Source organism: Amycolatopsis sp. NBC_00345, from assembly GCF_036116635.1.
In the GTDB taxonomy this organism is placed as follows: Bacteria; Actinomycetota; Actinomycetes; order Mycobacteriales; family Pseudonocardiaceae; genus Amycolatopsis.
This window is the reverse complement of the sequence record NZ_CP107995.1, coordinates 6,960,932-6,983,663: the sequence shown is the minus strand read 5'-3', so window position 1 is coordinate 6,983,663 and position 22,732 is coordinate 6,960,932. Positions and strand designations below refer to the sequence as shown.

Genomic DNA, 22,732 nt, shown 5'->3' with positions numbered 1-22,732 from the left:
TGTGACTGCCGAGGACACCGGCATCCCCGCGGAGATCGGGCCGTACCGGATCGCCGAGCTGCTCGGCAAAGGTGGCATGGGGGTGGTCTACCGGGGGATTTCCCCCGCCGGCGAGCAGGTGGCGGTCAAGCAGATCCGCGCGGTCGATTTCGACGCCGAGGAGCGGGCGCGATTCGCGGTCGAGATGGAGGCGCTGAGAACGGTTTTCGGCAGCCGCACGGCGTCCTTCGTCGAGGGTGACGCCGAAGCGGAACAGCCGTGGCTGGCGATGGAGTACATCCCGGGAGCAACACTGCGTGCCTGGGTGGCGGACCACGGCCCGCTTGAGCCCGCCATGGTCGCGATCATGGGAGCAGTGCTGGCCGAGGGACTGGTCAGCATTCACCAGGCCGACCTGCTGCACCGTGACCTCAAACCGCACAACATCGTGCTCGCCGCGGATGGGCCGAAGGTCATCGACTTCGGCCTGGCACTGCTGAACGCGGAGAAGGTCGCGCGCATCGAGGACCCGGCCAGGATCTCCCGTACCGGCCGGGTTGTCGGCACGCTCGTGTGCATGGCGCCGGAGCAGGTGCGGCAGTCCTCGTTGACAACAGCCGCCGATGTGTTCGGTCTCGGCGCGACTCTGCTTTATGCCGCGACCGGGCACTACCCGTTCACGAACGCCGACTCCGAGTACGCCCTCATACGCAAGATCGAGTCTCCCGGCGAACATCCGGATCTGAGCGGGCTGGCCGCCGATCTGGTGGCTCCGCTGACGGCGATGCTCGCACACGAGCCCGAGGATCGCCCGGCACTCAAAGTTGCCTGTGACCTGCTTTTGGCCGTCGTCGAGAAGACTGGATTGAGTCCGCTCGAAGCACGCGAGCGCCTGCGCAGGATCACTGCGGCGGGTGTCGCGCGCCAGGCTGAACCGGAAGACGGGCTGACACCCACGCCGAAACCGAAGCGTGAGGCGAGCGTCGCGGTCAGTCACTCCGAGTTGCCGGCCGGCGCCGTCCTCGCGGCGGATCGCCTACGGACCGCGTACGCCCGGGGCCGGCGCTGTAACCGCGTGCTCGGCCCGCTCCGGTTGGTAACCTTTCCGGGTCTGGGGCGATGGCAGTAGGTCACGGTGAGTCAGGGGAGCGAGGGGCTACGCATGGCGACCAGCCAGCACGAGGGCGGTATCGCACCGGGTGCGCAACTGCTGATCCGGGACGAGGTCTGGCTGGTGCGAGGGGTCACCACCACCGAGCACGACGGTGTCAAGATCGTGGCCGTAGGGATGACCGGCATAGTCCGCGACCAGGAAGCCACGTTCTTCAGGGAGATCGACACCGGCATCCGAGTGCTGCGGCCGGAGGACACCACCCTCGTCGCGGACACCAGCGAGAACTTCCGGACCAGCAGGCTGTTCCTCGAAGCGGTGCTGCGCAAGACGCCGCTTCCGCAGTCCGAGCGCGGTCTCGCCATGACCGACAAGTTCGTGCTCAAACGCAATCCCTACCAGCAGCGGCCTGCCGAACTCGCGTTGTCGGGACTGCGGCCGCGTATTCTTGTCGCCGACGTCGTCGGGCTTGGGAAAACCCTCGAAATAGGCCTGACCCTGGCCGAGCTCATCCGGCGCGGCCGCGGGGAACGCATTCTCGTCGTCACTCCGCAGCAGGTGCTGGAACAGTTCCAGCGTGAGTTGTGGACCCGGTTTTCGGTGCCGCTGATCCGGCTCGACTCGCTCGGAATCCAGCGCATCCAGCGTGACATTCCGGCTGGCCGCAACCCGTTCACCTACTACAAGCGTGTGATCATCTCGGTGGACACGCTCAAGCACATCGGCCGCTACCGGCATCACCTGCAGAACATCCACTGGGACGCGGTCGTCATCGACGAGTCGCACAACCTCATGGGCGGCCGGAACCTGCGGGCGCAGCTGGCGAAGGAACTCGCGCCCCGCACGGACGCCCTGCTGCTCGCCAGCGCCACTCCGCACAACGGTGACCGGCGCTCGTTCGCCGATCTGATCGACCTGCTGGATCCAGCCGCGATCGCGGACCGGGACAACTACCGGCCGGAGCAGATCGAGCACCTCTACATCCGGCGTACCAAGATCAGCCCGGAAGTCCGGGACCACATCCAGGGCAGCTGGGCCGACCGCGGCCCGTCGCAACCCTTGCGGTGCCCGGCGTCCGGTGCCGAGGAGAAGGTGTTCGCCGAGCTCACCGATCGTTGGCTCGACCCGGATGCTTCGCCCGCGGGCGGCAAGGACGGCCGGTTGTTCTCGTTCAACCTGCTGAAGTCATTCCTGTCGTCGCATCGTGCGCTCGCGGAGACCGCGGCGACCAGGATCAAGACGCTGACGGGCGGCGAGGCGGCGGTAGCCGAGGGCTCCGGCATCGAGGCTGAACGCGTCGCGCTGGAACGTTTGCGCGACCTGGCCAATGCCGTCACCGACGACGATTCGGCCAAACTCGGCGGGCTGGTGGCTAAACTCGCGGAGATCGGCGTCGGTCCGGGGAAGCCGGCCAGGGTCGTGGTGTTCTCGGAGCGCGTCCCGACGCTGAAGTGGCTGGCGGAAGCCGTTCCGGCGAGGCTCGGGTTCGGCGCCAAGGCCGCCGCCGATGCCGTGCGCGTCATGCACGGCGGCATTTCGGACCAGAAAGAGCAGGAGATCATCGAGGAATTCGGCCAGGCGGCGAGCCCGGTCCGGCTGCTGTTCACCGGCGAGGTGGCCTCCGAAGGCGTCAACCTGCACCAGCAGTGCCACCACCTGATCCATTACGACTTACCGTGGAGCCTGATCCGGATCGAGCAACGCAACGGCCGCATCGATCGGTTCGGCCAGCTGCACGAGCCGCAGTTCACCGCGTTGATCCTGACCTCGGTGGTGCCCGGCGCCAAGGATGACACGACGGTCGCCGAAAAGCTTCTCGCGCGGGAGGCGGCAGCTCACGCGAGCCTGGGCACCGCGGAGACCGTTACCGGGCTCTACGACGCGCGTCTCGAAGAGGATCGGCTGACCAAGGACCTGTTGATGGGTAAGCCGGTCGAGGAGCGCCTGGCCGAGCCGACGCCGGACGACCTCCTTGCGGACCTCCTCGCGCCCACGGTCGCCTCGTCCGAGACGGCGCCACCAGCGCAGGCCGCGTTGCCGACGCTGTTCGACAGCACTGAGAGCTTCGTGACCGACGCCATTCGCGGGCTCTACGGTTCTCGCAACGACCTGGAGATCAGGCGCGAAGGCGATCGCAACGAGATCTTCGCCCTCACTCCTCCCGATGATCTGATGCGCCGGCTCAAGGCGCTGCCGCCGTCCGTGCTGAAGTCGCAGCGGATGCACGAGCGGCTGCGGATCACCTTCGACCAGCAGACCGCGCAGGAGCACCTGGACAAGGCCCGTGCCCGTGAGAGCGCATGGCCGACCGTCGGATTCGCCAGTGATCTGCACCCGTTCGTGGAATGGCTGGTGGACAAGGTTCTGGTGCGGGTCGGCAGGCTGGAGGCTCCGGTGCTCCGAGCCGCGGTGGATCAGCCGACCTTCCTGGTGCAGGGTACCTACTCGAATGCGCTGGGCCGGCCCACAGTGGTGGAGTGGATGGCGGTGAGCGAGCTTCCCGGCGTGCCCACGGTGCGTCCGATGTTCGACGTGCTCGCGGCGGCCGGAGTCGGGCCGAGGATGCCGAACCCGTTGGACAGCGGTGATCTTTCGCACTTGCAGGCGCTGGTTCCGGCGGCCGTCGCGGCTGCCCGCGAGCAGCTGGAAATCCAGCGGGAACACTATGCGAGCGAGATCGAGAAGCCGCTGGCGGCACATCTGTCCAGGCTCGACAGCTGGACGCAGCTGAGCTTGTTCGAGGACAGCTCGGCCAGGCGGCGGGAGAAAGTCACCGGGACGGCCGAGGAGCAGCGCGCGCTGGTCCGGGCGATGCGCACGTCGGGGGCTCCGTTCGTCCGGCTGCTTGCGGTACTGGAGGGACGAGGATGACTTTCGATTCCCTGCTGAACGCGGGTGAGTATCTGTCCGCGCACTATCTCGCCGAGGTGTTTCCCAAGGAGCTCAAGCGCACCAGGCTCCCCGCATAGGCGGCTGCGGAGAAGTCGGGCGCGGCAAGCCCGCGGAAGATGCTGCGTGGAGTTCGCGAACCCTACTTCGCGGCGCGCGCGGTACTCGCTGACGATGAGTCCACGGCGACGGTCCGGCAACGCCGGCTCGACCAACTCCATGTCGACATGGTTGTCGCGTTGGGTCTCGCGCTGCCGGCCGAGGAGGAGAAGGAGGAAGCCGGCAAGGTCGAGCGCAGGTCGATCGCGGTCGTGCACAGCGGGGTCGAGCACTCGGTGCCGGTTCTGCACGCCGAGGGCGACGTGGTTGTCGTGGAGTGTGGCTGGGCAACGGACTTCGACGCGGCGCTCGACCCGGCCGACGCCGGTGCCCTGCGCGATCCGGTGGAGTTGCCCGCGGGCAAGCAGATCTCCTCGAGTGACGATCTCATCCAGTTTCTGATCGGAATCGAGGATGCGCCTCGTTATATCGTGGTGCTCGCTGGCGCCGTCGTGATTCTGGCCGATCGGTACGCCTGGGGCGAGGGCCGCTATCTGGCGGCGAATCTCGACGTCGCGTTCGGACGTAACGACACCTCGGCCGGTGGTGAGCTCGACACCATCGCCGCGCTGTTCTCCGCGGAGTCCCTGCGTCCGAGCGACGTCGAGGGCAAGACACTGGCGTCTGTCGTAGGCCTTTCGAACAAGCACGCCGTGGCGGTGTCCGCCGAGCTCCGGGTGGGGTTGCAGCGCTCGGTCGAGCTGATCGCGAGCGAGGTTCTGGCGCGCCTGCGTGAGAACGGCGTTGATCCGGCCGAGATCGACGAGCCGCGGACGCTGGCGAAAACCCTGGCCCGGCAGTCACTGCGGTATCTCTACCGGATCCTGTTCCTCCTGTACGCCGAGGCGCGGCCAGAACTGGGTGTGCTGCCCTCGGACTATCCGGAGTACGCCGAGGGTTACGGCATGGGCAGGCTGGGGGAACTGGTCACCCATCCGCTGGCCGACGAAGCCGCCGGCGCTGGGTTCCATCTGTACGAGTCGCTGGACTTGTTGTTCCGGCTGGTAAACAACGGGTATCGGGCGCGCACCGTGGCCGGGCGCGCGGCGTCCGGCGATGACGACCAGCGGTCCGAGGACGAGGGGATCCGGTTCGAGCAGCTCAACTCCGACCTCTTCCGGCCGGATCGGACGACGCTGATCGGTTCGGTCGAGTACGAGGATGACGATGACCGCCGGGTGCTGGCTGACACCCGGTTGCGCAACAAATGCCTGCACGAGGTGTTGCGACTGCTGATGCTCAGCAAGGGGCGCAAGGGTGAGCGCGGCGGATTCATCTCCTACGCCCAGCTCGGCATCAACCAGCTCGGCGCGGTGTATGAGGGTCTGATGTCCTACACCGGGTTCATCGCGGAGCAGGAGCTGTACGAAGTGGCCAAGGGCGGTGACCCGGCCGACGGCAGCTGGATGGTTCCCGCGGACAAGGCGGACCAGTTCCCGGACACCGTGTTCGTGCACCGGACCAACGAGGAAACCGGGGTTCCGCTGCGGGTCCGTTACCCGGCCGGGGCGTTCGTCTACCGGCTCGCTGGCCGCGACCGTCAGACCAGTGCGTCCTACTACACGCCGGAATCGCTGACCAAGATCACGGTGGAGCTCGCTCTGCAGCATCGGATCGAGGAAGCAGGCGAGGTCCAAGCCCGGGAATTGCTGTGCTGGACGATCTGTGAACCGGCGCTGGGGTCCGGAGCGTTCCTCAACGAAGCGATCAACCAGCTCGCCGCCGAATACCTGCGCCGTCGTCAGGAGGAGCTCAAGGAACGGGTCCCGTCGGCTGAGTACGAAGACCGGCTGCGCGAGGTTAAGGCCTACATCGCGCTCCACAACAGCTACGGGGTCGACCTCAATCCGATCGCAGTCGAGCTGGCCGAGGTGTCGATGTGGCTCAACGTCATGCACGCGGGACTTCAGGCGCCGTGGTTCGGCCTGCATCTGCGGTGGGGCAACTCGCTGATCGGCGCGGCCCGGCGGCACTACACCGCCGAGCAGGTCAAGGCCGGGAACTGGGCCAAGGCCACAGACACCGAGCCGCCGGTGGAGCTGCCGTTGCGCGATGGCGAGTTGCCCGAGGGCGCCGTGCACCAGTTCCTGTTGCCGGCCGTGGGCTGGGGCGCGGTGGCGGCGAAGGCGGCCGCACTGGATTTCGCGCCGGCCGACACGACACGGCTGCGCGAGTGGCGCACCTCGATCCGCCACAAGCCGACGCAGGCCCAGGTCAAGAGGCTCCAGGGCCTGGCGCGCCGGGTCGAGTTGCTGTGGGAACAGGTGGTCGTGCGGCTGAAGGTCTCGCAGCGGGAGATCTCCCGGCACATTCCGGTGTGGGGCGTCGACGAAGCCGACCTGCCCCATCCCGAGGAAGCCGTGCACCGGGACAAGGTGCTCGCGGACCTGCAAGCCCAAGGCTCTCCCTACTGGCGGCTCAAGAAGCTGATGGACACCTGGTGCGCCCTGTGGTTCTGGCCGGTCCAGCACTCGGCGCTGCTTGACGGCAGCGCACCCGACTACAAGGTGGCCGAACGCAACTCCGCGAGTGCCGCGCAGCCGCAGGCGAAACCGGAGGCCACCGCGACCACGAGTCGTCCGCTGCTGCAGTTCGCACTTCCCGGACTGGGCGTGGCCGAACAGACGACGATCTTCGACGACCCCGTCGAGGTCGAGGTCCGGCCTGCCGCGCGGCGCAAGAAACAGAACGGCTGGTCCGAGCACACGCCTGCCCGTCGCCGGGAAGCGATCCCATTGTCTACTATGGACGATTGGCTGGACTTCGCCGAGTCGTTGCTGGGCACCGCCGACCTCACCTTCGAGGAAGGCACGTTGTTCACCGAGCCGAAACGTTTGCTGTCCGAACTGGACGAGCGTGAAGATGCGCTGCGCAACCTGATGAACATGGAGGAGCCGTACCGGATCATCCACCGGTACCCGTGGTTCGGGATCATCGAGAACATCGCCGAGGAGCACGGGTTCTTCCACTGGGAGCTGGACTTCGCCCACATCTTCGTCGGCGACGCAGGCGGCTTCGACCTGCAACTGGGTAATCCACCGTGGGTGCGTCCCCGATGGAAGGAAGACTCAGTGTTGGCCGAGTTCAATCCGTGGTTCAAGCTCGCCGAGAAGCCGACGGCGACGGAGCAGGCGGAGCGCAAGTCGGAACTGCTGAACGACCGTGCGGCGGCCGACTTCGTCCTGTCCGAGTTGACCGGCAACGTCGGCATGGTCGACACGCTAGGCTCGCCGGTGCTGTACCCGCTGGTGGCCGGCACACAGCCGGATCTCTACCGGGCGTTCATGTGCCGGGCGTGGTCGCACGTCGGCCGGTCGGGGACGGTTGGGATGATCCATCCCGACACGCATTTCGGTGGGGTCAAGGAAGGTCCCCTGCGTGCCGAGGCTTACCGACACCTGCGGGTGCACGGGCACTTCGTCAACGTAACCAAGTGGGCGTTCACGGACCTTAGCGATCGCCAGGAATTTGGCATTCACATCTACGGTGCGCGCCAGGAAATCGACTTTGAGCACCTGAGCCAGCTTCACGACGTCAGTGTCCTGCGGGAGTCTCTGACCCACGACGGTACCGGTGAGCTACCGGGACAGAAGTTCAACGGAGGGTGGGACACGCGCCCGCACAAGAAGCGGATCGTGCGGGTGAACGAGGCGAAGCTGGCGGAGTGGCGCGAGCTGGCCGGAGCGGCCTCGGTGGCTCCGGTGGTGGAGACTCAGTTGTTGTACCCGATCACGGATGCCGAGAACGGCGCGATTTCGGCGCTGTCGCGAGCGCGGCACCGAGTCGGAGACCAGCGGCCAGAGATTTCTCGCGGCTACGATGAAGCCAACGGTAAGAAGCTGGGCTACATCAGGTGGGAGATCGCGACGCCGGAGTCCTGGGACGAGGCGGTGCTGCAAGGGCCGCACTTCGGGATCTCGACCCCGCTGGCCAAGCAGCCGGACGAGGACCTGCGTAGCAATAACGACTGGACCGCCTGGGACCTGACGGCTATCGCTGAAGATGCGTTGCCGCGCACTGCTTACGCGCGAGCGTGTGATCGGCAGCGTTACGAGGCTGCCCAGGATCGGTGGGTGGACCACCGGCGGCTCGACGACCTTCGCGATTCGCCGGCAGCGGTGCACGCGGCACGCACCGAGCTGGCCGCTCGAAGCAGCGGCGAGCCGACCGACGATGCCGTCGACGGCTTCCTCGCCGAGGTCGCCAAGCGGAAGTACACGGACTTTGTCCGCCTGACCTGGCGGGCGATGATCGACCCCAAGGGCTCCGAGCGAAGCCTGTTCACTTCGGTGTTGCCACCGGGGCCGGCCCATGTGCACACCGTTCACAGCCTCGCGCTGAATAGCAGCCGGGACACCGTGAAAGCAGTCGGATTTTGGTCGAGCTTGCCGCTCGACTATCTGATCAGGATCACGGGGAGGCAGCACCTCCAGGTGTCCGAGGCGTTGCGGATGCCGGCACCGGAACAGGGGCATCCCCTGGAGTCGGCGCTGCTGCTCCGGGCTCTTCGGTTGAACTGCCTGACTAGTGCTTATGGCCAGCTGTGGGGCGAACTGGTTGAGCCGGGCTGGCGGAAGACGGAGGAATGGGCCATGGCATGGCCGAGGCTGGCTCCGCTGGCCGACATCGGGGCCGAGTGGACGTGGCACAGCCCGCTGCGTACGGACTACGCGCGAAGGGCGGCGCTGGTCGAGCTGGACGCACTGGTGGCAGTGTGGCTGGGGATCGAGGCGGACGAACTGGTCGCCATCTACAAGTCCCGCTATCCGATCCTGTCCGAGCGCGAGGAGCAGATGTACTTCGATGCGACCGGCCGCCGGATCGCGGCCAAGTCACATGCCTTCGGCCACGGCCAGACTAAGAGCTTGTCTCACGTGGTGAGTTTGCGGAGTTTCTTGTAGCAGGTGAGGCTGGCTCCGAGGATGAGGAAGGCGAGGAAGTGCTCGGCTTTGCGTTCGTAGCGCAGGGTCAGGCGGCGGTATCCGGTGAACCAGGCCATGGTTCGTTCGATCACCCAGCGGTGCTTGCCGAGTTTGTCCTTGGATTCGATGCCTTTGCGGGCGATGCGGACCGTGATGCCGCGGTCGCGGACCCAGCGCCGCAACGCGGGCTGGTCGTAGGCCTTGTCGGCGTGCAGCTTGGCCGGCTTGCGGCGCCGTGGACCGCGGCGGGAGCGGATCGCCGGGATTGCCATCACCAGAGGCTTGAGTGCATAGGAGTCGTTCGTGTTCGCCGCGGAGACCGCGACGGCCAGCGGCAGTCCGGCGCGATCGGACAGGGCGTGGATCTTCGAGCCGGGCTTGCCACGATCGACCGGACTGGGACCGGTCAGAGAGCCCCCTTTTTCGCGCGCACGCAGGCGCCGTCCACGATCGCGCGGCTCCAGTCGAGCAGACCCTGACTGCCGAGTTCGTCCAGTAACACGTGATGCAGCCGTCGCCACAACCCGGACTTGGTCCACTGGCCGAAGCGGCGATGCGCGGTCTGGAACGGCACCCCGAACGACGGCGGCAAATCCCGCCACGCACACCCGCTGGTCAGCACGTACACGATCGCGGTGAACACCGCACGAGCGTCCACCGGAGCAGTGCCACCACCCTGCGGACGCGGCTCGAACACCGGGACCAACGGCTCCGCCAGCACCCACAGCTCATCCGGCACCAACCGCAACGACAAACGATCAACCACAGCCAACATCATCGCTCACCAGCGACAGATCGCCACGTAAGACACGCTCTAAGGAGCACTACCAGCAGCTGGTAGCGCATCTGGCGGACGGCACGCCGCCGCCGGAGGGATACGTGGAGCCGTTCTACAAGGCAGACAGGCCCGCCGAAATGGCGGCGGCGCACGCCGTGTTCAGCAAGCGGCTCTCGGACGCCGGGGGACAGTCATGAAGCCGACGCTGGCGGCGGACGAGCTTCGGCGCAACATCACCCAGTACCTGACGACGACCTTCGCCCTCGACGACGACGCTACTCGTGACGCGCTGGAGCAGTTCTTCAACGACCCGGCCGAAGGCATCTTCCGTGGACCGTACTTGCGGATCCGCACGCCGTTCCGGCCGACCGACCTCGACTGGCGCCGGCAGCTGGACTGGGCGCCGGCGGGCTTCCGTCCTCACCAGCACCAGGCTCGCGCCTTCGAGCGACTGTCCACATTGCACGGACCAGCCGAGCCGACACTGGTCACCACCGGTACCGGATCGGGAAAGACCGAATCGTTCCTCCTCCCGATTCTCGACCACTGCGCCCGCGCTCGCCGCAACGGTGCGGGGAACGGCGTCAAGGCGATCCTGCTCTACCCGATGAACGCCCTTGCCGGCGACCAAGCCGACCGCATCAACAAGCGGTTGCAGGATCCGGCGCTGTCCGAGGTAACCGCGGGTCTCTACATCGGTGACACTGCGGAAACCGAGTTTCCCCGGGTGTTCACTTCCCGCACTCAGATCCGCCGTGCCCGGCCGGACATCCTGATTACCAACTACAAGATGCTCGACCTGCTGTTGCAACGGATCGACGACCTGCGGCTGTGGGACGATGCCGACCTCAAGTACGTCGTTCTCGACGAGTTCCATACCTACGACGGTGCTCAGGGAACCGATGTCGCGATGTTGTTGCGCAGGCTCGCTTCCGCGACCGGCGCCAGCAGGCCGGACGCTCCGCTCGGCGACATCTGCCCGGTGGCGACGTCGGCCACTGTCGGCGGTGACGGCGCTGATGCCGAGACCCGAGCCGAACTGCTCGACGTCGCCGGCCGGGTCTTCGGAACGCCTTTCGCCGAGTCGAGCATCGTGGGTGAGGACCGGCTCGCTGTCGACGAGTTCATGGACGACATCGACGTGACGCTTCCCGTGCCGAGCCCGCGTGAGCTGGCGGGTGCGCCCGACCCCGCGCGCGATCCGGATGCGATCGGCAAGATCACGGAAATTGTCCTCGGCGAGGAGATCACCGACCCGGCAGTGCTGGGCCGCAAACTCAAGCAGCACATTCTCACCTACGCTGTCTTGCAGGTGCTTGCCGAAGGACCGGCCACTGTGGACACCGTACTGGCCGGGCTGCCGAAGCATGGTCCCTACGCATGGGGCACCGAGACCCGTACGCACCCGAAAGCCGCGGCAGCAGCACTTTCGCGTTTCATCGGCCTGTTGTCGCACGCACGCGATCCGCGCGGGGCGGACCGGCCGTTGCTGCATGTCGAAGCGCACCTTTGGGTCCGGTCGGTCAGCCGGCTGATGCGGCGGATCACCGCCGGCCCCGGGTTCCACTGGTTCGGCGAAACGAACCAGCACGACCCCGGTGGCCACACCATCGTCGATGCCTCGGTCGGAGACGACGTCCAAACCGTGCGAGTCGAGCTACCGAGCGCCTACTTGCCCGCTGTGTACTGCCGCCATTGTGGACGGTCCGGGTGGATGGCACTCTCGCCCGAGAGCAACCCGACCGAGCTGATCACCGAGCCGGACCGGATTTACCGCGCTGCCTTCACCGACGACCGCCGCCGCCGCCGCGCGCTCATTCACGCGTCAGCCGCGGAGGCCGAGCAGCGGGTGGCCGGTGCGGACATCCCGCTGCTGGTGCTCGAATCCGGCGGATCGGGAGTTCGCCCGCTCAGCCAGTCCGACGTCGGCCCGGGCGCCGTCGACGGTGTTTTCGTGCTCGGCGACCTGCGCAACGACAAGGCGGCCGACGACGCCGCGGGCCGGGACTGGTGCCCGGGATGCGGACTGGACAACGGGATCCGGTTCCTCGGTTCCGGCCTTGCCTCGCTGGTCTCGGTCGCGGTCACGGACCTGTTCACCTCGAACGAACTGGAGCTGCGCGAACGCAAGGCCCTGATCTTCTCGGACTCGGTGCAGGACGCGGCGCACCGGGCCGGGTTCGTGGCCGACCGGGCTTACACGTTCTCCCTTCGCGTGCTGCTGACCAGTAAGCTGATCGAGGGGAGGGCCGTCGCCCTCAACGACCTAATCGCCGATGTTGTCGCGGCCGCGACCGATTCGACCACCCGAGCCGCTGTGGTTCCCCCCGACGTGCGTGAAATGCCCGGAGTTTTCGAGCTGCTGTCCGGTGGCGTGGCGAATCGGCAGACGTGGAATCTGGTGGCCGAGCGGCTCGCGTTCGCCGCGATTTGTGAGTTCGGAGTGCGTTCTCGCCAGGGCCGCACGATCGAACTGACTCGCACGGCGGCGATCCACGTCGAGATCGAGGACCCCGGCCAGGCCACGGCCGTCGCCCGCGACGTTCACCAGCAGCTCGGCGGTGACCTGACGATCGGCGGCGCGCTGCCCGGCCTCGACGACTACCTGACCTTCTTGTACGGCATGACCCAGCGGATGCGGACTTCGGGCGCGATCAAGCACCACTGGCTGGAGCCGTACGTCGATCAAGCAGGCATGCGCCGGTGGCTGATCTGGGGTGGCCGTCCGGTGGGGATGCCCGCCTTCCCCAAGGGCGTCTCGGCTCCCGTTTTCCTATTGGGCGGCCGGAAGAAGGGCAGCCTGTTCGACGACGCAGGCGCGGCAGGAGGCTGGTTCGCCGGCTGGGCATCGCGTTGCCTTGGGCTGCCGAAGGCGCAGGCCGGGACCTATCTCACGCACCTGCTGCCGGCGCTGGCCGATGTCGGGGTGCTGGCTCGGCACTCCGCGCAGGGCGACAGCGCGGTCTACGGGTTTCTGCCCGGCCACGTCCGGATCCGGCTACTGGGTGACGATGAGCTCGAACAGTCGAGCGTGGTGTGTGACGCCTGTGGACGGCATCAGCCGCTGTTCCCTGGCTACGAGCACGTCTGGACTGGCAAGCCCTGTCCGCGGTTCAGGTGTACCGGCGTCTTGCATCCGCCGGCCCGAGCCGGAGCAGGTCGGGACTTCCGCTTCGATTACTACCGCCAGCTGTACCGCAGCGCGGAGCCGTATCAGGTGGTGGCCGCCGAGCACACCGGTGTGCTCAAACGTCAGCAGCGCGAGCGCGTCGAGAAGGGCTTCCGGGACCGGCTGAAGCACACCGACCCCAACGTGCTCTCCGCGACTCCGACCCTCGAACTCGGTATCGACATCGGTGACCTGTCGACTGTCCTGCTCGCCTCGGTTCCCAGCAGGCCGGCCAACTACGTGCAACGAGTCGGGCGCGCCGGGCGCGCCACCGGCAACGCCCTGATGCTTTCGTTCGTCGGCCGCAGGCCGCGCGAGCTCTATTACCTCGCCGACCCACTGGAGATGATCGCGGGTCGCATCGCTCCGCCGGGGTGCTACCTGTCGGCGGTCGAGATCCTGAAGCGGCAGTACGTCGCGCACCTGGTGGATCTGGCCGCGCGAGGATCGCTGCCGAGGGTGCTGCCCTTGCCCGGCCAGGCGTCCCTGTTGTTCGGCGAGTCCGGCTGGCTGAGCGATTTCACCGCCTCGGCCCTCGCGCACGGCCGTGAACTCGTCGAATCCTTCCTCGCGCTGTTCCCGCCCGAACCCGGCGACGATGCCGCCGGACCGGCACACGCTGCCCTGCGGGAATTCGCCGTCAGCGGCATCCGGGTGCGGGCCGCCGAGGTCGCCGCCGTGTTCCAGGCCAAGCTCGACGATCTGCAGGCCAGGCGGGCTGCCATCGAAGTCGCTCGCGAGGGGCTGACCAAAGGCGACTCCGAGCACGCCCAGCTCGCGGGCGAGCTGGAACATGAGCGCCGGGAGATCGTCCGGCGGATCACCGCACTCCAGCGGCGCAAGGGTGCCCAGGAGATCCTGGTCGAGCTGGGCATGTTGCCCAACTACGCGCTCGTCGACGATCCGGTCGAGCTGGAAGGCACGCTGTACTGGCAGGAGACCGAGGCGAACGGCCAGGTGCGGCACGCCGCCGACGTTCGCGAGTACGCACGTCCCAGCCATCTGGCGCTGACCGAGCTGGCGCCGGGAAACACGTTCTACGTCAACGGGTACAAACACCACATCACCGGCTTGGACCTGGGCGCGCCGGGGCGCGAGCAGTGGCAGTCCTGGCGGCTGTGCCCGGACTGCGGGTACGTGCGCACACTGGGCGCTCGCGAGGACACATCGGCGTGCGATCGGTGCCAGAGCCCCGCCATCGCGGACGCGGGCTGCCTGCAGAAGGTTCTCGCACCGCGTCGGGTCACTGCCCGAGACCGCCGTGACAACGTCCGGGTCAGCGACGACGCCGACGACCGCGACCGGATGTACTACGAGGTCGCGACGACGGTCGACATCGAGCCCAAGGACATCGCTGCGGGGTCATGGCGGCGCCCGGGCATGGCGTTCGGCGTCGACTACGCGCGTAAAGCGAGCATCCGGCGGTTCAACCTGGGCCGTAAGCGCTTCGACGTGCTCCCGTCGGGGACTGTCGCGGGCGAACAGGTCAGGGTCACCGGGTTCGGCGTGTGCGACAAATGCGGCTACGCGAGCGCTGACGATCCCGGTGCACCGGTGCAGATGCGCACGGGGCAGAACGGCGGGACCTCCATCGCGAACAACCCGCACCGCCCGTGGTGCCCGCGTCGGCGCGCGCCGGAGTCCGGCGGTGACGAACGAGTCGTGCTCGTGCACGATCTGACCACCGAAGCCATCCGGATCCTTTTGCCGGCCGTGACGACCGGGGTGGACGAACGGCGAGCGTCGTTCACCGCGGCGCTGCTCGCCGGAATCGCCGCGCACTACCGTGGTGAGCCTGAGCATCTGCGCATCACGCCGGCCTCGATGCCGGATCAGGAAACCGGCGAACGCCGCCGTTTCCTCGTGCTGTACGACCGGCTTCCGGGCGGCACCGGGTATCTCCACCGGCTGTCCAAGGCGGACGCGTTCGCCGGTGTTCTTCGCTCCGCGCGTGAGATCATCGAGTCGTGTCCGTGCCGGGACGAGGGAAAGCGCGCGTGTCATCGGTGCCTGCTGAGCCGGGTGCCCGACGAAGACCACCCGTTCGTCGATGCCAGGGAAGCGCTCGACATGATCGGCGAACTCCTCGGCGAGGGCGGTTTCCGCACCGATGAGATACCGACCGTCGCCGAGGTCCCGCTCGTGGATCAGGTGGAGAGTGAACTGGAAGCCCAGTTCCTCGATGTGCTGACCTCTTGGTGCGCCAAGCCGACGAGCCCCGGCACGATCTCAAGTCGGGTCTCGGTCGACGGGAAGGAGCTGCTCGATCTGCGTATCGCCACACCTGCGAGCACAAAGGTCATGCACTGGCAGGTCGAGCTGCACAAGAACTTGCGCGATCAGGTTCCCGATGTCATGTTCACCCGACTCGACGATGCGCCCATGAAGGTCGCGGTATACCTCGATGGATTTCGCTGGCACGCGAGCGCCGAACACAATCTGATCGCGACCGATGCCGAGAAGCGGATGCGGTTACGCTCCGACGGTATGTTCGTGTTCCAGCTGACCTGGGACGACGTCGCGAGCTGGGGTCGTGACGATCAACAGCGATGGCAGCCCTACCTCGCGACCGCGCAGCAGACGGCCAGGAGCCACTATCAGCGGGCCGGAGGCCGTGGCACCGAACTGGATGAATGGGTGTGGGCCAACCCGATGTGGTCCTTGCTGGCCTTCCTTTCCGAGCCCGATCCCCACGGCTGGCGGCAGCTGGCCGAAGCGGCCCTGGCGGGCCTGCTCGCTCATGAGCCCTCGGGACGTGAGATCGTCACGACGAACTCGGCCGGAGCCGACGAACGGATAACCGCCGCTCTGGCCGGAAAGCCAATGCCCCCGCCGGCGGACGGTGGCATCACGATCGTTCGGCACGCGGACTCCTACGGTGGACGTCTTGTCCTCGCAGTCGACCGGAGGGGACCGGCCGCGGTGTTCAGCGGATTCGCCGTATTGGCCGACGACACGCGCAGTGTCGGGGCCGTCGAGCACAAGGCCCGGTGGAAGACTTGGCTGCGCTGGGGAGACCTCCTCCAGTTCCTCAACGCAGGCCGCGGGGACGGGATCCAGCTGGCGGCAGGCGACGTGGCACTGGCGTGCCCCGACGCGCTGGCGATCAGTGACGGGACGGGTGCCTACGCCGCCCTGCGAGACGAGGATCCCGTCCCGAAAGCCGAATACGATCCCCACATCGACATCTGGTGGCGAGGCGTGCTGGCCGACCTCGATCCGGCTGACGCCGAGCTGCACGACCTGGCCAGGCTGCTCGCCGAGAACGACTTGCCTGGTCCGGAGGTGGGTTACGAACTCGGCTCGGCCGGGTGGATCGCGGAACTCGCCTGGCCGGGCCGGAAAGTCGCGGTGCTCGTCGCTGCCGTCAGTGAAGATGAGGCGCGCCGGCGGGATGCGGCGTATGCCGAGGCTGGATGGGACGCCAGACTCGCGCGGGACTGGTCGTCGGAAGGACTGATCGACCTGCTTGGAAGATCTGATGTGGACGGTGGCAGCGAGGGTTCGGGAGTGCGATCATGAATGGTCAGCCGGTCACGGTAACTTTGAGGATGCTGGACAAGGCCGACAAGGCGATCGAGAAGGACATGGATCGGTCCGCCAAGGGCGCGATCTACGATTTCCTCAAGAAGTTCCGGCGTGATCCGACCGGGCACGGTCTGCGGCTCAAGAGGCTTTCCGGATCGCCGTTGTTCTCGGCCAGGGTCACCAAGGACTATCGGGCGATTCTCAGCCACGTCCGGGACAGCGAATGGCTGCTGCTGACGGTGGCACACCGCAGTGAGTCCTACGACGACCTGGAGACGCTGGAACGGCTTGCCAGCGAGTTCGCCTACAGCGTCAACCCGGTCACCGGTGGTATCGAGTTCGTGGACATAGTCGCGGTCGAGAGCAGCATTGGTGCCCAGCGGGCAAAGGTTCCCCAGCTGACCGCGGAACGTCCGCTGTTCGCTGGTCACATTCGGGATGAGCTGGTCGAACTCGGCGTCGCCGAGGCACTCGTGCCCATCGTGGCCAAGCTGACCACCGAGGAGGAACTGCTCGGGTTGGTCGAGTACGCGCCGCGCCTGACCGGTGAAATCCTGCTCGCGTTGTACGACGGAATGTCGATTGACGACGTCCGGCAGCACGTGGTGGCCTCGCTGGCGGTCACCGACGCAGTCGACCTTGACGACTTCGCCGCCGCACTCGATCGGCCGGCCACTCAGGTGACGACTGACGACAAGGCCATCGAGACCGCTTTGCAGGGGGACTTCCCGCACTGGAAGATCTTCTTGCATCCCACCCAGCGGAAGCTGGTGACGCGGGACTACAGCGGTCCGGCGCGGGTCACCGGCGGCCCCGGCACTGGGAAGACCGTTGTCGCATTGCACCGGGTAGCTCACTTGGCCGCTCAGCTCCCACCGGGTGACGACCGGCCCATCCTGCTCACCACGTTCACCCGGAATCTGGCCGCCGACCTGCGGGCCAAGCTGGTCGACCTGGGCGGGCCCGAAATCGAGCGACGCGTCGATGTGGTCAACATCAGTAAGCTGGCACGGCGGGTCGTCGATTCCTCGGACGCGTTCGCCAGGCAGGACATCATCACCGACCAGCAAGCTGTCGCCGAATGGCAGTCCTTGGTATTCGAGACAGGTACTACGGCGTGGGATGCCGACTTCCTGGCCGAGGAATGGTCGCAGGTAATCCTTGGGCAGGCGTTGAATTCCTTCGGCGAGTACGCGCAGGCCAGGCGGGCCGGTCGAGGACGCAGGCTCACCCGAACTGACCGCAAGAACGTCTGGCAGCTTGCCGAGCAGTTCGAAAAACGGCTCGACGACCGGAACTGGACGACCCACAATGCGATCGCGGCGTACGCGGCGCGTCTGGAAGCCGAACGGGCGGCCCGGACCCGTGCAGGTGACAGTCCCGGCGGCGGCAGTAGCTTCCGTTACCGCCATGTCGTGGTCGACGAAGCGCAGGACCTCCATGGTGCGCACTGGAAGATGCTGCGGGCGATGGTTGCGGACGACCGGAATGACATCTTCTGTGCCGGGGACACCCATCAGCGAATCTACGACAGCGTTGTGAGCCTCGGCAGCCTCGGCGTCAACATCCGCGGCCGGTCCTCCAAGCTGACGCTGAACTATCGAACCAGCCGGCAGATTCTCGCCTCAGCGATGACGATCATGGATGGTCAGAGTTACGACGACCTCGACGGTGGCATCGATGGGCTCGAAGGATACCGGTCGGTGCTCAGGGGCCCCAACCCGTCGTTTCAGGGATTCGCGACCTTGGCCGATGAGCTCGATGCGGTGGTCGAACAAGTGGCCGAGTGGTCCGCAGCCGGCGGGACAGAAGGACTGGCGGTGTGCGTGCCGACCAGGGATCTCGTTACTCGGATATCGAAAATGCTGGCGGAGGCAGGGCAGCCGACGATCGAGCTGACTCCGGACGGTCCGAAGGGAACCGACGGGGTCTCGATCGGCACGATGCATCGATTCAAGGGCCTCGAGTTCCAACGGATCATCATCGCGGGAGCCTCCGAGGGGCTGATCCCGCGATCGAGCATTGACCGGATGCGTGCCGAGGATCCGACCCGGTTCCGGCGTCAGCTCCAGCGGGATCGTTCGCTACTGTTCGTTGCAGCCACTCGTGCCCGTGATCAGCTGGCGATTTTCTGGTACGGCACACCAAGCCGCTTCCTGGCCGCGTTGCCACGGCAGTAGTTCCGGCACGGCGGCTTCGGGTCAGCAATGGGGTCACGAACTGGCTGGAAGCCGCCGCCAGTCGTCGTCAAGGCGATCCTGACCTGGTGCCCCCGGCAAGATTCGAACTTGCGACACCCGCTTTAGGAGAGCGGTGCTCTATCCCCTGAGCTACGAGGGCATGTGTAGCCACCCGAAGACTACCGGGTGCGGCGCCGGCGTGGGGCAGGAGGGCACGCGACCCAAGTAGTCGCCCATGTGGGTGACCCTCGGCGGGCTGGACCTGGCCACACGGGCGCCCATGCGGACCAGCCCCATCACCTGGTCGTGTCTGGTTTCGAATCCCTGAACAACAGTAGGTAATCTTCCTTAACGGGATGCGGGGAGCCGCCTCCACCACCGGCTGCCGGAGGGCTTCGTTGATCAAGCTCATGTTCGCCGACGACGAGGAACTGGTTCGTTCGGGGCTGCGCGCCATGATGTCCGGAGCTGCGGACATCGAGATCGTGGGTGAGGCGAGCGACGGCAGATCCGCGGTGGAGGTCGCCCGTCGGTATCACCCGGACGTGGCTCTGCTGGACATCAAGATGCGGGCCCCCGACGACGGCATCCGGGCGCTGCGGGCCATCCTCGCGCTGCCCGACCCGCCCACCGTCGCGATGCTGACCACCTTCGACATCGACGAGTACGTCAGCCTCGCGCTGCGGCTCGGCGCCAACGGCTTCCTGCTGAAGGACATCGACCCCGCCGCGTTGCTGCGCGCCGTGCGTGACCTGGCCAAAGGCGGTGCCGTCCTCGATCCCGGGGTGGCCGCGCGGATGGTGCAGACCCACCGCGACGAGCAGCGCGCCGCCCAGCCGGCGCGCAAGCTGCTCGCCTCCCTTTCGGAACGCGAGCGGGAGGTCGTCGCGCTGATCGGGCAGGGGCTGTCCAACGCGGAGATCGGCGGGCGGCTGCACCTCTCGGAGGCCACGGTCAAGGGATACGTCTCCGCCGTGCTCTCCAAGATCGGCGCCGCCAACCGCGTGCAGGCCGCGCTCCTGGCCTACCGCGGCGGGCTGCTCGACCAGTAGATGGCGCTCACCGCGCTCGAGTTCCTGGGGCTCGTGGCGTTCGCGGCGTCGGGAGCGCTCGCCGCGGTGCGGGCGCGGCTCGACGTGTTCGGCGTGGTCGTCGTCGGCCTCACCACGGCCCTCGGCGGCGGCGTCATCCGCGACGTGCTGCTGGGCATCCACCCGCCGACCACGCTGCGCAACTGGCCGTACCTCGCCGTGTGCGCGGCCACGGCGCTGGTCGTGTTCGCGTTCCACCCGCAGGTCGCGCGGCTGCGGCGCGCCGTGCTGCTCGCCGACGCGCTGGGGCTGGGCGTCGTCGCCACCAGCGGAACGACGATCGCGCTCAACTCCGGCGCCACCGTGTACGCCGCGTGCCTGATCGGCATGACCAACGGCATCGGCGGCGGCGCCGTGCGTGACCTGCTGCTGCGCGAGATCCCGCTGGTCCTGCGCAAGGAGATCTACGCGGTCGCCGCGCTGGCCGGAGCGGTGCTGGTCGGCATCGGCCACGCTCTGCGACTGCCGGCCGGGCCCGTCACGATCGTGGCGGCCGCCGCCGTGGTCGCCGTCCGCATGCTCGCGCTGTGGCGGCACTGGAACGCGCCGGTGGCCCGGCCGCCCGGTCCGGAACCGGAACGTGACTAATCCTTTGTGTGTTCTGAGTGTGTTCTTAGGCGAGTCTCAGCACGCTGCGTAAGACTGACGCCATGCGCATCCTTGTGGTGGACGACGACCGCGCCGTCCGTGAATCGCTCAGGCGATCCCTGGAGTTCAACGGCTACCAGGTAGAACTCGCCAGTGACGGTGCGCAGGCCCTGGAAGCGATCATCGCGAACCGGCCGGACGCGATGGTGCTCGACGTGATGATGCCGCGCCTCGACGGGCTCGAGGTGGCGCGCCGCCTGCGCAGCACCGGCGACGACCTGCCGATCCTCGTGCTGACCGCCCGCGACACCGTCTCCGACCGGGTCTCCGGCCTCGACGCCGGCGCCGACGACTACCTGCCCAAGCCGTTCGCACTGGAGGAGTTGCTGGCCCGGCTGCGAGCGCTGCTGCGCCGCGCCGTTCCGGACAACGAGCCGGGCGAGACGTCGGAGGTGCTGTCGTTCGCCGACCTGACGCTGGACCCGGGCACCCGCGAGGTCCGCCGCGGCGGCCGCGAGATCAGCCTCACCCGGACCGAGTTCGCGCTGCTCGAACTGTTTCTCTCGTACCCCAAGCACGTGCTGACGCGGGGAAGGATTCTGGAGGAAGTATGGGGTTACGACTTCCCGACGTCGGGCAACGCGCTGGAGGTCTACGTCGGTTACTTGCGCCGCAAGACGGAGGCGGACGGGGAGCCGAGGCTGATCCACACGGTGCGGGGAGTGGGGTACGTCCTGCGCGAGACCCCGCCGTGACCGGCGCCGTTCCGGTGGTCGACGTCAGCGACCCGCGCGGCGACCGCTGGAGCACCCGCCGGTTCTCGCTGCGCGGCCGGGTGACGCTGCTGGCCGCGGCCTGCGTGGCCGGCGCCGTCGCGCTGGTCTCGCTCGGCGCGTACATGATCGTCTCCAGCAACCTCTACCAGCAGCTCGACGACAACCTGCTGGCCCGCGCGCAGGCTGCGGTCGACTCACCGCCGGTGCAGGCGCAGCTGAAGCAGGTCCCCGGCGCTTTCCTGGCGAGCGCGGACCTGCAGATCGGCCAGCTGAACGCGTTGACGAACGAGCTGACGTACCCGCAGGCCGGCTCGCCGCCGCCGTACGGGTCGCCCGAGCTGGCCGTGGCCGCGGGGCAGTCGCCGCAGTCGCTGCGCACGGACGTCGCGACGGACACGCGGGTGGTCGCGCTCCCGTCCGGGCACGGCGAGGCCATGGTGCTCGCGCAGTCCATGGAGCCGACCAAGCGGACGCTGAACGAGCTGGCCGTGGTGCTGTTCCTCGTGGGCGGCGCCGGGATCGTGGTGGCCGCGGGCGCGGGCACAGCCGTCGCGCGCGCCGGTCTGCGGCCGGTGGACCGGCTGACGTCGGCCACCGAGCGCGTCGCCGCCACCGGCGACCTGCGTCCCATCCCGGTCAGCGGCGACGACGAGCTGGCCCGGCTCACGCAGAGCTTCAACACGATGCTCGGCACGGTCGCCGACTCGCAGGAACGGCAGCGCCAGCTCGTCGCCGACGCCGGGCACGAGCTGCGCACCCCGCTGACTTCCTTGCGCACCAACCTGGAACTGCTGCTCTCGGCCAGCCGGCCGGGCGCGCGCACGCTGCCGGAGGAGGACCGCACCGACATCGAGGCCGACATCCGCGGGCAGATCGACGAGCTCACGCAGCTCATCGGCGACCTCGTGGAGCTGGCCCGGCAGGACGAGCCGCGCGAGCACACCGAACGCGTCGAGCTGGTCGAGGTCGTCGAGCGTGCGCTGGATCGCGCCCGCCGCCGCGCCGGCGAGATCGAGTTCGACGTGCGGCTGGAGCCGTGGGTGCTCACCGGCGATAACAGCGGGCTGGAACGCGCGGTGCTCAACCTGCTGGACAACGCCGTCAAGTTCTCGCCGCCGGGCTCGCTCGTGCGGGTTTCGCTGCGTGCGCTGGGCGACGGCACGGCGGTGGTCGAGGTCGCCGACGCCGGCCCTGGCATCGCCGACGAGGACCTGCCCAAGGTGTTCGACCGGTTCTACCGCTCGTCGGAGGCCCGCACGCTGCCCGGCTCCGGCCTGGGGCTGGCGATCGTCAAACACGCCGCCGAACGCCACGGCGGCACGGTTTACGCGATGCGCGCCCCGGAAGGCGGGGCCCTGCTCACCATCCGGCTCCCGGGCGCGCCCGGCTGAGTCCAGCACCGCGCCCCGCTTGGGGAGAACTGCCGCGGACGCCGCCCGGAACCATCGGCTCCGGGCGGCGTCCTATGTATCGGGCTGCTCGCGCCCTGGGCCCGTCGGGAGCCCGCGCACCTCGCCCGCACGGGGGACGCCGTGCGAGTGGCGCTCCCCGTGCAGGGCATGTTGAATCGTGTAGGATTTTGTGTAGTTGATGGTTTCGGTTGGCGCTTTACATTGGCGCTT

At 67.6% G+C, this 22,732-nt stretch carries 10 protein-coding genes and 1 tRNA gene; 9 read left to right on the top strand and 2 right to left on the bottom strand.

Annotation, left to right across the window (positions count from 1 at the left end; translation table 11 throughout):
• Position 1 precedes the first annotated feature (1 nt).
• From OG943_RS31295 to OG943_RS31285, 3 genes are all read left to right on the top strand, one after another.
• Complete coding sequence (locus OG943_RS31295; protein WP_328604512.1) at positions 2 to 1,108, top strand: serine/threonine-protein kinase; 1,107 nt, start codon at positions 2 to 4, stop codon at positions 1,106 to 1,108.
• A gap of 33 nt (positions 1,109 to 1,141) precedes the next feature.
• Complete coding sequence (locus OG943_RS31290) at positions 1,142 to 3,961, top strand: DEAD/DEAH box helicase (RefSeq protein ID WP_328604511.1); 2,820 nt, start codon at positions 1,142 to 1,144, stop codon at positions 3,959 to 3,961.
• A gap of 137 nt (positions 3,962 to 4,098) precedes the next feature.
• A complete protein-coding gene (locus OG943_RS31285) occupies positions 4,099 to 8,979 on the top strand; it encodes a class I SAM-dependent DNA methyltransferase (RefSeq protein WP_328604510.1) in 4,881 nt (1,626 codons plus the stop codon).
• On the opposite strand, the gene OG943_RS31280 is transcribed toward OG943_RS31285, so the two are convergent.
• Positions 8,949 to 9,775 (bottom strand): IS5 family transposase gene (locus tag OG943_RS31280; protein WP_442874591.1). Its coding sequence is split into 2 segments (ribosomal slippage): positions 8,949 to 9,424 and positions 9,424 to 9,775, totalling 828 coding nucleotides; the frame shifts between segments, so codons are not numbered across the junction. The genes OG943_RS31285 and OG943_RS31280 overlap by 31 nt on opposite strands.
• 196 nt (positions 9,776 to 9,971) lie before the next feature.
• On the opposite strand from OG943_RS31280, the gene OG943_RS31275 reads away from it, so the two are divergent.
• Together OG943_RS31275 and OG943_RS31270 are read left to right on the top strand one after the other, a co-directional pair.
• A complete protein-coding gene (locus OG943_RS31275; protein ID WP_328604508.1) occupies positions 9,972 to 16,469 on the top strand; it encodes a DEAD/DEAH box helicase in 6,498 nt (2,165 codons plus the stop codon).
• A gap of 29 nt (positions 16,470 to 16,498) precedes the next feature.
• Positions 16,499 to 18,655, top strand: a complete 2,157-nt coding sequence (locus OG943_RS31270) for a UvrD-helicase domain-containing protein (protein WP_328604507.1) — start codon at positions 16,499 to 16,501, stop codon at positions 18,653 to 18,655.
• 84 nt (positions 18,656 to 18,739) lie between these two features.
• Here OG943_RS31270 and OG943_RS31265 read toward each other — a convergent pair.
• A tRNA-Arg gene (locus OG943_RS31265) sits at positions 18,740 to 18,815 on the bottom strand.
• Between the two features lie 238 nt (positions 18,816 to 19,053).
• Between OG943_RS31265 and OG943_RS31260 the strand changes: the two genes are divergently transcribed.
• From OG943_RS31260 to OG943_RS31245, 4 genes are all read left to right on the top strand, one after another.
• Complete coding sequence (locus OG943_RS31260; RefSeq protein ID WP_091617461.1) at positions 19,054 to 19,707, top strand: response regulator; 654 nt, start codon at positions 19,054 to 19,056, stop codon at positions 19,705 to 19,707.
• Complete coding sequence (locus OG943_RS31255) at positions 19,708 to 20,334, top strand: trimeric intracellular cation channel family protein (protein WP_328604506.1); 627 nt, start codon at positions 19,708 to 19,710, stop codon at positions 20,332 to 20,334.
• Between the two features lie 62 nt (positions 20,335 to 20,396).
• Positions 20,397 to 21,089: a response regulator transcription factor gene (locus tag OG943_RS31250; RefSeq protein ID WP_328604505.1), complete on the top strand. Its 693-nt coding sequence runs from the start codon at positions 20,397 to 20,399 to the stop codon at positions 21,087 to 21,089.
• Positions 21,086 to 22,501, top strand: a complete 1,416-nt coding sequence (locus OG943_RS31245; RefSeq protein WP_328604504.1) for a HAMP domain-containing sensor histidine kinase — start codon at positions 21,086 to 21,088, stop codon at positions 22,499 to 22,501. Before OG943_RS31250 ends, OG943_RS31245 begins: the two co-directional genes overlap by 4 nt.
• Positions 22,502 to 22,732 lie beyond the last annotated feature (231 nt).